Genomic DNA, 14697 nt, shown 5'->3' on the forward strand with positions numbered 1-14697 from the left:
ACAGCAGCCCGCCCCTCCGCAGAGTTCAGGACACCCCATGTACCGCACCGCACTGCGCAACGTGCTGGCCCACAAGGGCCGACTCCTGATGACGGTCCTCGCCGTCATGCTCGGCACCGCCTTCGTCGCCGGCACGCTCGTCTTCACCGACACCCTCGGCAACGCGCTGCGCTCCCAGAGCGCCAAGAGCTACACCGACATAGCCGTCACCATCAGTGACCGCAGCGCCGTCGACCGGGGGTACGACCTCAGCGGCGGGAGCACCACCGACCCCACCCTGACCGAGTCCACCCGCAAGGCGGTCGCCCTGCTGCCCGGCGCCGCCGAGGCCCGCGGCGTGGTCACCGGCTTCGCCGGCATCGCCGACCGCAAGGGCGCGCTGATCGGCGACGGCTTCTCGACCACCGGCACCAACTACGTGCCGGGCGCCGACGGCACCGACCCGCGCTACCCGCTCGTCGACGGCCGCGGCCCGCGCGGCTCCGGCGAGGTGGCGCTGGACGTGAAGACCGCCGACAAGGGCGGCTACAAGGTCGGCGACACCGTCCGGGTGGCCGTCAACGGCCCGGTCATGGAGCTGAAGCTCACCGGCACCCTGCACACCAACGACCCGCGCGTCGTCTCCGGCGGCTCGCTCGCCGCCTTCGACACCGCCACCGCCCAGCAGCTCTACCTCAGCCCGGGCCGCTTCGCCGAGATCGACGTCAAGGGCCGGCCCGGCGCCGACGACCGCGCGCTGCTCACCGCCGTCCGGCAGGCCGTCCCGCAGGACGACTCGATCGAGGCGAAGACCGGCCGCGAGCTGGCCGCCGAGCAGGACCGGATGATCCAGGAGGGCACCAAGGGCATGAGCGGCGTGCTGCTCGGCTTCGCCGCGATCGCGCTGTTCGTCGGCATCTTCATCATCGCCAACACCTTCACCATGCTGGTCGCCCAGCGCACCAAGGAGCTCGCCCTGCTGCGCGCCGTCGGCGCCAACCGCAGGCAGGTCACCCTCTCCGTGCTGGTCGAGGCGCTGCTGGTCGGCCTGACCGCCTCGGTGGCCGGACTGCTCGCCGGCATCGGCATCGCCACCGGCCTGCGCGCGCTGCTGAACGGACCGATGGAGGCCAACCTGCCGGACGGCCCGCTGGTGGTCGCCCCGTCCACGGTGCTCGTCTCGGTCGCCATCGGAGTGCTGGTGACGGTGCTCGCCGCCTGGCTGCCCGCCCTCCGCGCCTCCCGGATCGCCCCGGTCGCCGCGATGAGCTCGGTCGAGCAGCCGGCCACCCAGAAGAGCCTGCGGGTGCGCAACACGATCGGCCTGCTGTTCGCCGCGGCCGGCGTCGGCGGCCTGCTGGCCGGCGCCGCCGGCAAGGAGGGCAAGCTGGTCGGCGCCGGCGCGGGCGCGCTGCTGATCGGCGTGTTCGTGCTGACCCCGCTGCTGGCCCGGCCGCTGATCGCGCTGTTCGCCCCGCTGCTGCGCAGGCTGTACGGGACGCCGGGCAAGCTGGCCCGCGAGAACGCCGTGCGCAACCCGCGCCGCACCGCCGCCACCGCCTCGGCCCTCACCATCGGCGTCACCCTGATCACCGCGCTGACCGTGATCGGTGCCTCGGTGAACAAGGCCGTGGACGAGGAGACCGAGAACGACACCAAGGCCGACTACACCGTCGCCATGCAGAACTCCTCGATGCTGTCCCCCGAGGTCGCGACGCAGGTCGCCCGGACTCCGGGCGTGAGCGCGATGAGCGTGGTGCGCACCGTCCTGGTCGGGACCGGCGACGCGGCCGGCCCCGGCAACCGCGACGACCGCGAGGTGGTCACCTCGGTGGACGCCGCGACCATCGACCAGCTGGCCACCATCACGGTGAAGGCCGGTAGCGCGGACGCGCTGAAGCGGGGCGAGCTGCTCGTCGGCTCCGGCACCGCCGACCGCCTGCGCCTGAAGCCCGGTGACCCGCTGGCCTTCACCTACCCGGACGGCACCGAGGGCTCGCTGACCGTCGGCGGCGTGCTGGAGGCCGGCACCGCGCTGGCCGGTCTGGTCGCCCCGGACTCCGTGGTCGGCCCGCACGCCGCACCCGGCACCGGACCGCAGAAGGTCCTGGTCAAGGGCGTGAACGGCGCCGACGCCAAGCTGAAGCAGGCCCTGCGCGACGCCACCGGCGGCAACCCGCTGATCGCCGTCAAGGGCGAGAAGGACATCAAGGCGGAGAACCGCCAGCTGGTCACCGCGGTGCTGAACATCATGTACGGCCTGCTGGGGATGTCCGTGGTGATCGCCGTCCTGGGCGTCGTCAACACCATGGCGATGTCGGTGTTCGAGCGCCGCCGGGAGATCGGCATGCTGCGGGCGATCGGCCTGGACCGGCGCGGCATCGGCCGGATGGTCCGGCTGGAGTCGCTGATGATCGCGCTCTTCGGCGGCGTGGTCGGCGTGCTGCTCGGCATCGTGACCGCCTGGGCGGGCACCCGCACGATGGCGGACACCTTCAAGGGCATCACCACGGTGGTGCCGCCGGTCCAGATCCTGGGCTTCCTGGTCGCCGCCGCCGTGATCGGCCTGCTCGCCGCCCTCTGGCCGGCCCGCCGGGCCGCCCGGATGGACATCCTGGGCGCGATCAAGAGCGAGTAGCGCCCCGGGAGGGCGACCGACACCCGAAGAGCTCCGCCCGCCGGGAAGGACCCGGCGGGCGGAGCTCTGTGCATGAACGATTCGTCAGCAGTGGGTCCGGTCAGCAGCCGTTGAGGATCGAGGAGAGGGTGCTCTTCTCGGCGGTGTCCACGGAGAGGCCGTAGAAGTACTTCACCTGCACCCAGGCGCGGGCGTAGGTGCAGCGGTAGGAGGTCTGCGGCAGCCAGTGGGCCGGGTCCTGGTCGCCCTTGGAGCGGTTGGAGCTCGCGGAGACGGCCAGCAGCTGCGGGCGGGTCAGGTCGTTGGCGAAGGCCTTGCGCTGGTCCGTCGTCCACGCCCAGGCACCGGAGCGCCAGGCCTCGGCCAGCGGCACCAGGTGGTCGATGTCGAAGGAGGAGGCGTTGGTGGTGGTCGCGTTGTCGTAGACCGAGGACCAGGTGCCGCTGACGGAGGCACAGGCGGAGTCGGTGACCACGCCGCTGCCGTCGCGCTTGAGGACGGTCTCCCGGGTGTTGCAGGTGCCGGCGATGGTGATCCAGTGCGGGAACAGCGTCCGGTCGTAGGTGTCGTCGTGGGTCTCGGCGCCCGTCGCGATGGAGGCCAGGTAGGTGCGGGCCGTCGCGGCCGAGACCGGCGTGGGCAGGGCGGCCTGGGCGGTGCCGGCGCCGGCCAGCAGCGCGGTGAGGGCGAGCAGCAGGGCGCCGAGGGCGGCCGGCAGGGCGCGGTGCAGCGTGCGTATCGCAGGCATACGGGGACTCCAGAATCGGTGTGAGGGCAGGCGGAAGCCCCCGGGCGGAAGCGGCCCGGGCTGGCAACCAGCATGGCGCGTCGGGGGTTTACGCGGGTAGACCCTGGGATGAACTTTTTGACCGGTGGTCAGCTCGGCGCGGGGTACCGCGCGGGCGCCGCGCGGCGCGGGGCGCCGTGCGGTGCCGTACGCGGTGGGAGCACCGGGCGGGCGGCACGCCGGGCGGCGCCCCCGGGGGTGATGACGGGGATCGGTCCCGCCGCCCTCGCCGTCCTCCTCCTGGCGTACGGGCCGCCGCGGTAGCGCGGCAGTCCGCGGCACCGTGAACGGACGAGACCCCGGACATGCCGAACCGCCCCGTCCGGCGGCGGCCGGGCGGGGCGGTTCGGGTGCTGTGCGGTTGCTGTGCGGTTGCTGTGCGGGTGGCCGCCGGTGGGCCGTCAGGCGGCGGTCTTCGCCGGTCCGGCGTTCGCGAGCGGCTTGGCCGGGCGGCCGCCGAAGAGACCGAAGAAGATCGCCAGGGTCGGGATCAGGTACGCCGCCCAGACGACCAGCTGGAGGACGGTCGGGTCGGGCTGGAAGTTGAAGACGCCCTTCAGCAGGGTGCCGTACCAGCTGTCCTTGGGGATGGTGCTGCTGATGTCGAAGGCCTGGCTGTGCAGGCCGCCGAGCCAGCCGGCCTCCTGGAGGTCGTGCACGCCGTAGGCGAGCACGCCGGCCGCGACGACGACCAGCATGGCGCCGGTCCAGGTGAAGAACTTCGCCAGGTTGATCCTCAGCGCGCCCCGGTAGAACAGCCAGCCGAGCACCACCGCGGTGGCCAGGCCCAGGGCCGCGCCGATCACGGGGTTGTAGCCGTCGTCGGTGGCCTGCACCGCCGACCAGATGAACAGCGCGGTCTCCAGCCCCTCCCGGCCCACGGCCAGGAAGGAGGTGACCACCAGCGCGAAGGTGCCCATCGCCATCGCCGCGTCCAGCTTGCCGTGCAGCTCGGTCTTCAGGTGCCGGGCGGTGCGCCGCATCCAGAACACCATCCAGGTGACCAGACCGACCGAGATGATCGACAGCGAGCCGCCGAGCGCCTCCTGCGCCTCGAAGCTCAGCTGCGAGGAGCCGAACTGCAGGACGGCGCCGAAGGCCATGCTGAGGACGACGGCCGCCACGACGCCCGACCAGACCGGCAGGAGCTTGTCCTTGCGGCCGGTCTTGACCAGATAGGCGATCAGGATGCAGACGACGAGGCTCGCTTCGAGGCCCTCGCGCAGGCCGATCAGGTAGTTGCCGAACACGCTGGCTCCTGGGGGTGAAGAGGTGGTACGCGGGTGGGCGGGAGCGCCAGGTCAGCCGAAGAGGGCCTGGCCCCACCACTCGCCGGGCTTGCGGACGCCCGCCGGGCAGGCGAAGTGGGCGGAGCCGACGTGCTGGATGTACTCGTTGAGCTTGTCGCTGGAGGCGAGGCGCTGCTGGAGGGGGACGAACGCCTTGCGGCTGTCCCGCTGGTAGGCGAGGAAGAACAGGCCGGCGTCCAGGCGGCCGAGGCCGTCGGTGCCGTCGGTGAAGGAGAAGCCGCGGCGCAGGATCATCAGGCCGCTGTTGCTGTCCGGGTGGGCCAGGCGCACGTGGGAGTCCTCGGGCATCGCCTTGAGGTCCGGCGCGTCGTGCTCCTTGGGCTTGCCGTACGGCGCGCCCTCGCCCTTGGTGCGGCCGAAGACGTCCTCCTGCTCCTTGAGCGAGGTACGGTCCCAGGTCTCGATGTGCATCCGGATCCGGCGGGCGACCAGGTAGGAGCCGCCGGTCATCCAGTCCGGGCCCTCGCCGGGGGCGACCCAGACGTGCTCGGCGAGCTTCGCCGTGTCGCTGCCGGCGATGTTGTGGGTGCCGTCCTTGAACCCCATCATGTTGCGCGGGGTCTGCGCGTCCGGGGTGGTCGAGGACGTCTTGCCGAAACCGAGCTGCGACCAGCGGATGTTGACCGTGCCCATGCCGATCCGGGCCAGGTTGCGGATCGCGTGCACGGCGACCTGCGGGTCGTCGGCACAGGCCTGGACGCAGAGGTCGCCGCCGCTGCGCTGCGGGTCGAGCTTGTCGCCCTTGAAGTTCGGCAGGTCGATCAGGGCCTCGGGGCGCCGGGCCTTGAGGCCGAACCGGTCCACGCCGTCCTTCTCGAACAGGCCGGGGCCGAAGCCGATGGTGAGGGTGAGCCGGGAGGCGGGCAGGCCCAGGGCCTCGCCGGTGTCGTCCGGCGGTGCCTCGGGCAGGCCGCTGGCGGCGCCGGTGCCGACCTCGCGCCCGCCCGTCATCGCGGCGGCCGCCTTGGACCACTCCTTGAGCATCTTGACCAGCGACTCGCGGGTGGCGGTCGCCGAGACGTCGAACGCGGCGAAGTGCAGCCGGTCCTGGACGGGCGTGGCGATGCCCGACTGGTGCTCGCCGTAGAAGGGGATGTTCGCGGGGGCGGCGGCCGGCGCGGGGGTGTCGTCGTCCTGCCGGGTGGCGGCGGCCACCGAGCCGACCCCGGCGGCGCCGATCGCGACGCCCGCGCCCGCCCAGCCGATCACGGCCCGGCGGCTGATCGGGCCGCGGTCGGCGTCGCCGCGCTCACTCGTGGCGGCGTCGGTGCCGGCCGGCGTCCCGTTCTGCTGCTGGTTCTCGGCGTCCATCGACGGGCGGCCCTTCTGTGTGCTGACTCACGGATACCGTGACGGCCACTGGGGGCGCCACGGCGATGTGGTGGGAGGGTGACGGTGCCGGCCCCCCGGGGGCCGGCACCTGCTGACCGGGAGGTGCTACTTGACGACCACGGCGGCGGCCAGCTTCGACAGCGGCTCGCCCAGCGAGTTCACCGCGTCGGAGAAGGTCTTGCGCTCGGCCTCGGTGACCTTGTCGTAGGAGGTGTAGGTGCCGTCGGTCTGCTTGTACTTGGCGAGCAGCGTCTGGATCGCGGCGAACTCCGAGTCCAGGGTCTTGGCCAGCTCCGCGTCCTTCTCCGAGGCGACCGGCTTCAGCAGCTCGTAGGCCTTCTGCGCACCCTCGACGTTGGCGACGAAGTCGGCCAGGTCGGTGTGGCTGTAGCGGTCCTCCTCGCCGGTGATCTTGTTGGTGGCGACCTCGTCCAGCAGCTCCTTGGCGCCGTTGGCCATGCTGGTCGGGGTGATCTCGGCCCCGGGGATCTTCTTCTGCCAGTCCTTCAGGTCGGCCACCAGCTGGTCGGCGAGCTTCTTCTCGTCGTCACCGATCTTGGCGTCGGCGAAGAGCGACTTCTCCAGCTTGTGCCAGCCGGTCCACTCCTGACCCGGCTCCAGCTTGTCCTCGCGGGTGTCGGTCTTCGGGTCGACGTCACCGAAGCTCTCGGCGACCGGCTCGGTGCGCTCCCAACCGGTGCGGGACGGGGCGTAGAGCGGCTTGGCCTTCTCCACGTCGCCGGACTTGATCGCGGCGGCGAACGCCTCGACGGCCGGGATGGTGGCGTCGGCCTGCTCCTGGGCGTACGTGCGGTAGGCGTCGACGGCCGCGGTCAGGCGCGGGTCGGTCGAGGCGCCCGAGGCGGCGGCGTCACCGGTGACGGTGATCTTCTGACGGATGCCGTCGCCGACCATGCCCGGCTTGCAGGCGACCTCGTACGAGCCGGCCTTGATCTCGGCGTTGATGGTCGCCTTGGTGCCGGGGCCGATGTTCTCGCGCTCGGTGATGATCTTGTCGCCGTCGCCGTAGACGTAGACCTCGGTGGTCTTCGAGCCCTTGTTCGCGATGTCGATCACGACGTGGCCGGCCGGGAAGGTCGTCTTGGAGACCTCACAGGCGGTGTCGGTGGCGTTCACCTTCACGGCGTCGGCCGAGGCCTTGTCGTCCTTCTTCTGCGAGCAACCGGCCAGCGCGGCGGTCGCCACGGCGAGGGTGAGCAGCGCGGCGGCAGTGGAACGACGGGCGGACATGAGGGCTCCAGCGGGAAGGCAGACGGTTCAGGGCATGACTGAGGGTGGGTACGGAACCGGGGTCACCGGCTCCCCCCACCCACTTAGCTAAGGCATACCTTAGGGATATCTGATTTCGCCGTCTACACCGGGGTCGACTTCGATCCCCGCAGGTGGGGATGGGCCGGGCGGTCGGGGTGCCGTCAGCGCACCGACCGATTCCGGCCACCACCGACCGGCCGCCCTCAGCGACGCGGGCCCTCCTCGGCTCCTGGTCTCCTCGGTTCCTGTCCTCAGCGGTTCCTGTCCTCAGCGGCTCCTGCCCTCAGCGGGCCGTCTCCTCAGCCGCCGGGCGTGCGGCGGGCGGCGGCGCGGGCGCTCCAGCGGCCCTCGTGCCGGCTGATCCGGATCGGGTGGCCGAAGCAGGCGCTCACCAGCTCGGTGGTCATCACCTCGTCCACCGGCCCGGCCCCGACGCACTCGCCGTCACGCAGCAGCAGCGCGTGCGTGGTGCTCTCCGGCAGCTCCTCCAGGTGGTGCGTGACCAGCACGCTGGCCAGCTCGGGGTGCTGATGGCGCAGCAGGTCCAGGCTGTCGAGCAGCAGCTCGCGGGCCGTGAGGTCGAGCCCGGTGGCGGGCTCGTCGAGCAGCAGCAGCCGGGGGCTGGGCATCAGGGCGCGGGCGATCAGGGCCCGGCCGCGCTCCCCCTGGGAGAGGGTGGGCCACGGGGACTCCGCCATGGCCGTCATGCCGAGGGTCTCGATCAGTCGCTCGCAGCGGTCGAGCTCCTCGGGGGACGGCTTGCGGTGCAGATCCGGTTCGATGGTGTTGGTGAGGCCGGTCAGCACCACCTCGCGCACGGAGAGCGGCGAACGCAGCGGGTGGCGCGGGTTGACGTGACCGAGGTGGGCGCGCAGCTCGCGGATGTCGACCCGGCCGAGCCGGCGGCCCAGCACGTCCACCGTGCCCCGGGTGGGGTGGGAGACCGCGCCGAGCAGCGCCAGCAGCGTGGACTTGCCGGCGCCGTTGGCACCGAGCAGCGCCCAGTGTTCGCCGGGCTCGATGGTGAGGTCGATCCCGCGCAGCAGGTAGCGGCCGTCCCGGACGACGTCGACGTCCCGGGTGCGCAGCAGCGGGCCGGCGGGCAGCGGTTCGGACGTGCTCATGGCGGGCGGGCCTCCGTGGGATCGGCGCCGGACAGGGTGCGGGCGCGGCGCCGCACCGGGCGGGCTGGCACCGGCCGTCCGCGTGCAGAGTACAACCGTCGGAGCGGCGGCGGCCCGGAGTGTCCGAGGTGTGGACCGGCTCCGGCGGTCGCCCCGCTCCGGGGCGCGTGGGGGCGGGCCGGGGCGCGGACCGACCGGCCGGTCCGCACGCCCCTGTTCGTGGCGGGCAGTTGGCGGGAGGATCGGAGCGGAGCACGATGCGAAGGGGGCTGGACGGATGGGGTGGGACGCGGAACCGGCGGGGCGCGCCGGAACGCTGCACGGGCGGTTCGAGGAGCAGGCGCGCCAGACGCCCGACGCGGTCGCCGTCCGCTGCGGCGCGCGGGAACTGACCTACGGTGAGCTGGACGCGCGGGCGGACCGGCTGGCCCGCCACCTGGCGGCGGCCGGGCTGGAGCCCGGCGGCCGGGCCGCGGTGGCGCTGGGCCGGGGCACCGAGGTGTTCGTCGCCCTGCTCGCGGTGCTGAAGGCCGGTGGCGCGTACGTACCGCTGGAGCCGGGGGCGCCCGACCCGCTGCTGCGCCATGTGCTCGCGGAGGCCGATCCGGCCGTGGTGGTGACCGAGGAGAGCCACCGGGTGCGGCTGACGGACGCCGGCGGGCGGGCCGTCGTCTGCGTGGACGCGCCGGCCGGGACGGGCGAGGCGGCGACGGTCGGAGCGGGCGAGAAGGTCGGAGCCGTCGGGGCTGTCGGGGCCGGCGGCGCAACCGAGGCGGTCACCGCGCTGCCCACCGGTCCGCCGGTGGTGGCCACCGGCCCGGACGACCTCGCCTGCGTCTTCTTCACCTCCGGATCGACCGGACTGCCCCGGGGCGTGCTGATCGAGCACCGCAACCTGCTGGCCGCCTACCGCGGCTGGCGCTCGGTCTACGGGCTCCGCGCCTCCGACCGGATCCTGCAGACGGCGAGCCTGGAGTTCGACGTCTTCACCGCGGACTGGGTGCGCGCGCTCTGCACCGGCGCCACCCTGGTGGTCGCACCGCGCAACCTCACCCTGGACCGCAGCGCCGACATCGCCGACCTGCCGGCCCTGGTCGCCGCCGAGGGCATCACCGTGCTGGAGCTCAACGTCCGCACGGCGCGCCGCCTGCGGGCGCACCTCGCGGCCTCGGGCGGGGCGCTGACCGGTGTGCGGCTGCTCACCGTGGGCGCCGAGAAGTGGTACCTGGACGAGCAGTTGGGCCTGCAGCGGCTGCTCGGGGCAGACGTCCGGGTGCTGAACGTGTATGGCCTCGCCGAGGCCTCCGTGGACAGCAGCTACTTCGACGCGGCCGGGGCGACCGGCGGCGAGGGCAGCGAGCGGGTCTCGCTGGTCGGCCGGCCGTTCCCCGGTGCCCGGGTCCATGTGCTCGGCCCGGACGGCGAGCCCGCCCCGAGCGGGACGGTCGGCGAGATCGCGGTCGCCGGCGCGGGCCTGGGCCGGGGCTACCTCAACCGGCCCGAGGAGACGGACCGCCGGTTCCGGCCCGCGGCCTTCGACCCGGACGGCCGGGTCCTGCTGACCGGCGACCTCGGGCGGATCCGCGCGGACGGCGTACTGGAGTTCACGGCCCGCGCCGAGGCCGTGGTGGGGCCGGTCGACTCCGCCCGGGCCGCCGCCGTGGTCGAGCGGGTCACCACGGCCGCGGCCGCCGAGGGCGTACTGCGCTCGCACCCGGCGGTCCGGGAGGCCGCCGTCGCCGAGGTGGAGCCGGAGCCCGGGCGGCGGGCGCTGGTCGGGTACGCGGTGACCGACCCGGAGGCCGAAGGGGCGGACGCGTGGTCGCTCTCCGCCTACCTGACGAAGCGCCTGCCCGCCGGCGACCTGCCCACCGCGGTGGTGCCGCTGTCGGCGCTCCCCCGCACCAGGGCCGGCAAGCTCGACCGCGGCTCCCTGCCGCTGCCGGCGCCGCGCGACTCCACCGGCCCCCGGTCCGGGAAGGCCGGCGCGGGCGGCTCGGCCGGTCACAAGGGCGCCGGCTTCAAGGGCGCGGGCGGGGGGACCGGCTCCGGCCGGGCGGCCGGCGCCGGCGGGCCGGGCCTGTCCGGCTGCGGCTGGCTCCTCATCGCCCTGCCCTTCGCCTTCGCGGCCTGGCTGCTCACCGACTCCCTCTGGCCGGGCTCCACCGACCTGTCCCGGGTGCCGGACCCCTTCGCCTCCTACTTCCACGCCCTGTACATCGCCGAGTGGCTCTCGTTCGGGCTGGGCGCGGCGTTCCTGCTGGCCGGATGGCCGATGCTCACCGCGCACGGCAGGCCACGGGGACTCACGCTCGCCACCCACCTGTCGGTGTTCTGGCTGCTGGCCTCCTGGTGGCCGCAGGACAACCTGTACCGGACCAGCTCACCGGTGGACTGGTCGCGGCAGTCGCTCCTGGTCTACGCCTTCAACGTCGCGCTGATGATCGCGGCCGTGGTCGTGGTCCGCTTCCTCGCCTGGCACCCGCCGTCCGCGCGGAGGTGAGGCGGCGGCGGGTCGAGGCACCCCGGCCCGGCCGGTCCGGCACCCCTCAGCGCAGGGCCTCGAACATCCGGCCCAGCGCGTGGTTCCCGGCTCCGATCAGCGCCTGCGCGGCCTCCAGCGCCTCGGCCTCGCGCGCGGCGAGGGCCAGTCCGACGGCGGGCTCCGGCTCGTAGCCCGCCGTCGCGACCAGCGGCAGGACGGTCACGCCGAGGCGGGCGCAGCGCGGGCGCAGCCGGTCCAGGTGGTCGTGGAGCGCCTCCTGGGAGATCCGGGCGCCGAGCGGCAGCGCGTCCAGGGTGCGGACCAGGTGGCCGGGGCCGCGGACCAGGTCCAGCCGGGCCCGCAGCACGAAGGCGATCGCCGGGCCGGTGAGCCGCAGGTTGATCTCGGTGGGGGCGAGCCGGCGGTCCCGGTCGGTGACGAAGTCGACGTCGTACCAGCCCCGGTGGCCCTCGGCGGCGAGCCGCTCGCCGACCGCGAGGCCGAACCGTTCGGCGATCGCCGCCGCGCCGGCCGGCACCACCCCCGGGCCGACCGTCACCCCCTGGTAGCGGGTGCCGTGCACCGCCATCTCGCCGACGCCGACCGGGTGGACGCGGCCGTCGTCGCCGACCACCGCGTCGAAGGTGAGGTCGCGCAGCCGGTCGGCGCGGCCGCCGTCGATGTACTCCTCCAGCAGCACGTCCCCACCAGGCGCCGGCAGTTCGGCCCCGGTCAGCCGGCGCAGCAGGGCCCGGCCGCCGCCGGCCGCGAACACGTCCTGCGGGGTCACCACGACCGTCCCGTAGCCGCCGACGCCGTGCGGGCTCTTCAGCACGGTGGTGAGGCCGCGGCTCGCGCGGGCGGTCAGCCGGCGGGCGGCGCGGCGCCGGGAGCCCGGCTGCTCCTGGTGGGGGACGACGATCCCGTGGTGTTCCGGGGCCACTTCGGTGAACAGGGCGTGCGCGGCGGCCTTGGACTCGTAGCGCCGCACGGCCGCCAGCTCCGCGCCCTCGCCCTGGGCCGCCGTCCGTCCCCACCGCAGCACCGGGAGACCGGCGGTGGCGATCCGCTCCGCCAGGGCCGGCCGGTCGGCGAGGGCCTGGGCGAGCGTCCGCTCCGGCGCGATCCCGCTGTACAGCTCGACCCGCCCCCACTCCAACTCCCGTGCGAGCCAGTCGATCCAGGCCCGCTCGACCTCGCCCGGCAGGACCAGCAGCGCGGGCTCGGGGCTGTAGCAGCTCGCCATCCCGGCGTAGTGGTGTGCCTGCCGCAGGCGCCGGGACCGCTGGTCGGGGTCCGTCCCCGGCGCGAGGAACTGCTCGTTGAAGTCGGCGACGTTCCCGAGGTGCACCGCCCGCCGCCCGCCCGTCCAGGCGCCCAGCCATCCGTCCATCCCGCGAGCGTACGGGCCGGCGGGACCGCCCGCAGGGGATCGGCGACACCGGGCGACGGCGCTCGCACTCGGTCCCGCGCGGAGGGGCAGTCGGAGGGGCGGAGCAGGGGCGCCGTTCAGAGGTACTGGTCGAAGGTACTGGTCAGAGATACCGGTCAGAGGCGCCTTTCAGAGGCGCAGGAGGCCGGCGGCGGTGGGGCGGAACCCACAGGCGTCCAGGTAGAAGCCGCGCAGGTGGTCCTCGAAGTCGACGTGCAGCCATTCACAGCCGGCGGCACGCGCTCCCTCGGCGGCCGTGGCGACCAGCCGGGCACCGACGCCACCGCGCCGGGCACCGGAGCAGACGACGGTGTCCAGCAGGAAGGCGTGCGTACCACCGTCCCAGGCGACGTTGACGAACCCGGTCAGCGGGCCGCCGTCCACCGGCCGGGCAGTGACCCAGCCGAGGCTGTGGCGCTCCAACCGGCCGCGCCAGTCGACCGGTTCGGCGGGGGCGCCGAACCCCTCCGCATGCAGAGCGGCCAGTTCACCGTTAGTGAAGGCGCCGCGCCAGAGGTACCGGGTCGTCACGGTGGCCTCCCAAGGCATGTGTTCACTACCTATCAAGTTCGATCAGGATAGAACACAGAATGGTCAAGGTCTCTTCAAGCCTCTAGCCAACGTTGTCAGTTCACCGTCAAACTCTGACCCAGCTCGTATCCCTGCAGCTACCCCCGACTGGAGTCAGAGTGAGCCCCATCTCCTCTCACCGCCGCAAGCTCGCGGCCGGAGCCATAGCGGTCACCGCCGCACTCGTGGCCGCCACCTTCCAGACCGCCACGGCGTCGGCCGCCCCCACCGACCACGCCGCCGCGATCGCCCAGGCCAGGGCCAACGTCACCCACAACGCAGGGGTGTTCGGCTTCGGCGACGGCCAGGACCTCCAGGTCAAGGACGTCATCATCGACGCCGACGGCACCCAGCACGTCCGCTTCGACCGCACCTTCCAGGGCCTGCCCGTCGTCGGCGGCGACCTGGTCGTGCACCAGGACGCGCGCGGCCGGCTCAAGGACTCCTCCCGCGCCGCCGCCCACGAGGCCGCGGTGGCGTCCATCGTCCCGAAGGTCCCGGCGCAGACCTCCGCGAGCCGCGCCCTCCAGTCCGCGCCGTCCATCGGCTCCGCGACCAGCTCCCCCGAACTGGTCGTCTGGGCCGCCGACGGCACGCCCCGCCTCGCCTGGAAGACCACCGTCGCCGGTGTCGGCGACCACGGCCAGCCCGCCGGGAAGGTCGTCGTCACCGACGCCTCCACCGGCGAGCAGATCGAGAGCTACGACTCCGAGCACCAGGCCAGCGGCACCGGCCACTCCGAGTACACCGGCGACATCACCATCGACACCACCGCGCAGTCCGGTGGCTTCGCGCTGATCGACCCGGTGCGCAAGCACACCACCAGGGACGCGCACAACGTCTCCGCGGGCTCGCTCAAGGCGAGCTCCGGCACGCTGTTCACCGACACGGACAACACCTGGGGCGACGGGAAGAAGTTCTCCACCGACCGCGCCACCGCCGCCGTCGACGCCCACGCCAACACCGCCTGGACGTACGACTACTACAAGAACACCTTCGGCCGCAGCGGCATCAAGAACGACGGCAAGGGCGCCACCGTCTTCGTGCACGTCGGCACCGACTGGGACAACGCCCAGTGGTCCGACAGCTGCTTCTGCATGATGACCGGTGACGGCGACGGCTCCAAGGACCCGGAGCAGGTCGACCTCGACACCATGGGCCACGAGATGACCCACGGCGTCACCAGCGCGACCGCCAACCTGCGCTACAGCGGCGAGTCCGGCGGCCTCAACGAGTCCACCAGCGACATCTTCGGCACCATGGTCGAGTGGTACGCCAACAACAAGGTGGACACCCCCGACTACCTGTTCAGCGACCAGTCCACCCCGCCGTGGCTGCGCCGGATGGACAAGCCCTCGCTGGACGGCGGGTCCGCCGACTGCTGGACCAGCAAGGTCGGGCAGCTCGACGTGCACAACTCCTCGGGCGTCGGCAACCACTTCTTCTACCTCGCCAGCGAGGGCAGCGGCAGCAAGACCATCAACGGGTTCACCTACAACAGCCCCACCTGCAACCAGTCCACGGTGACCGGCATCGGCAACCAGAAGGTCGCCAAGATCTGGTACCGCGCGCTGACCGTCTACATGACCTCCACCACCAACTACAAGGCCGCGCGCACCGCGACCCTGAGTGCGGCGAAGGACCTGTACGGCGCGACCAGCACCGAGTACAAGGCCGTCGCGGCCGCCTGGAGCGCCGTCGCGGTCAGCTGACGACCCGCTCCGCGCACCAACGGCGGCCCGTCGCCCCGGGGTTCCCCGGGGCGACG

At 73.2% G+C, this 14697-nt stretch carries 10 protein-coding genes; 3 read left to right on the forward strand and 7 right to left on the reverse strand.

Going from position 1 to position 14697, the window contains the following annotated elements; all coding sequences use genetic code 11:
* Window positions 1-37 precede the first annotated feature (37 nt).
* A complete protein-coding gene (locus ACFWA9_RS33825; RefSeq protein ID WP_380392453.1) occupies window positions 38-2617 on the forward strand; it encodes an ABC transporter permease in 2580 nt (859 codons plus the stop codon).
* Window positions 2618-2717: 100 nt separating this feature from the next.
* On the opposite strand, the gene ACFWA9_RS33830 is transcribed toward ACFWA9_RS33825, so the two are convergent.
* From ACFWA9_RS33830 to ACFWA9_RS33850, 5 genes are all read right to left on the reverse strand, one after another.
* The gene (locus tag ACFWA9_RS33830) at window positions 2718-3365 is read right to left on the reverse strand and encodes an HNH endonuclease family protein (protein WP_352297907.1); all 648 of its coding nucleotides are present in this window, start codon (window positions 3363-3365) and stop codon (window positions 2718-2720) included.
* Window positions 3366-3805: 440 nt separating this feature from the next.
* Window positions 3806-4654, reverse strand: a complete 849-nt coding sequence (efeU, locus tag ACFWA9_RS33835; RefSeq protein WP_329486013.1) for an iron uptake transporter permease EfeU — start codon at window positions 4652-4654, stop codon at window positions 3806-3808.
* 51 nt (window positions 4655-4705) lie between these two features.
* Window positions 4706-6025 (reverse strand): iron uptake transporter deferrochelatase/peroxidase subunit, encoded by a 1320-nt coding sequence (gene efeB, locus ACFWA9_RS33840; protein ID WP_380392455.1) that lies wholly within the window; start codon window positions 6023-6025, stop codon window positions 4706-4708.
* Window positions 6026-6151: 126 nt separating this feature from the next.
* Window positions 6152-7297, reverse strand: coding sequence for an iron uptake system protein EfeO (gene efeO / locus ACFWA9_RS33845; protein WP_380392457.1), 1146 nt, complete (start codon window positions 7295-7297; stop codon window positions 6152-6154).
* A gap of 320 nt (window positions 7298-7617) precedes the next feature.
* Window positions 7618-8442, reverse strand: coding sequence for an ATP-binding cassette domain-containing protein (locus ACFWA9_RS33850; RefSeq protein ID WP_352297899.1), 825 nt, complete (start codon window positions 8440-8442; stop codon window positions 7618-7620).
* 277 nt (window positions 8443-8719) lie between these two features.
* On the opposite strand from ACFWA9_RS33850, the gene ACFWA9_RS33855 reads away from it, so the two are divergent.
* Window positions 8720-10945 carry an amino acid adenylation domain-containing protein gene (locus ACFWA9_RS33855; protein WP_380392459.1) on the forward strand — a complete coding sequence of 742 codons (2226 nt, stop codon included), beginning with the start codon at window positions 8720-8722 and terminating at the stop codon, window positions 10943-10945.
* Between the two features lie 46 nt (window positions 10946-10991).
* Here the strand turns inward: ACFWA9_RS33855 and ACFWA9_RS33860 are convergent, their stop codons facing one another.
* Window positions 10992-12320, reverse strand: a complete 1329-nt coding sequence (locus ACFWA9_RS33860; protein ID WP_380392462.1) for a hypothetical protein — start codon at window positions 12318-12320, stop codon at window positions 10992-10994.
* Window positions 12321-12488: 168 nt separating this feature from the next.
* On the reverse strand, window positions 12489-12890 hold the full coding sequence (locus ACFWA9_RS33865) for a GNAT family N-acetyltransferase (protein ID WP_380392465.1): 402 nt from the start codon (window positions 12888-12890) through the stop codon (window positions 12489-12491).
* A 158-nt stretch (window positions 12891-13048) separates the two neighbouring features.
* Here ACFWA9_RS33865 and ACFWA9_RS33870 point away from each other — a divergent pair, with 158 nt between their 5' ends.
* Window positions 13049-14641, forward strand: coding sequence for a M4 family metallopeptidase (locus ACFWA9_RS33870; protein ID WP_380392468.1), 1593 nt, complete (start codon window positions 13049-13051; stop codon window positions 14639-14641).
* Window positions 14642-14697 lie beyond the last annotated feature (56 nt).

Origin of the sequence: Kitasatospora sp. NPDC059973 (assembly GCF_042737525.1) — a bacterium.
In the GTDB taxonomy this organism is placed as follows: Bacteria; Actinomycetota; Actinomycetes; order Streptomycetales; family Streptomycetaceae; genus Kitasatospora.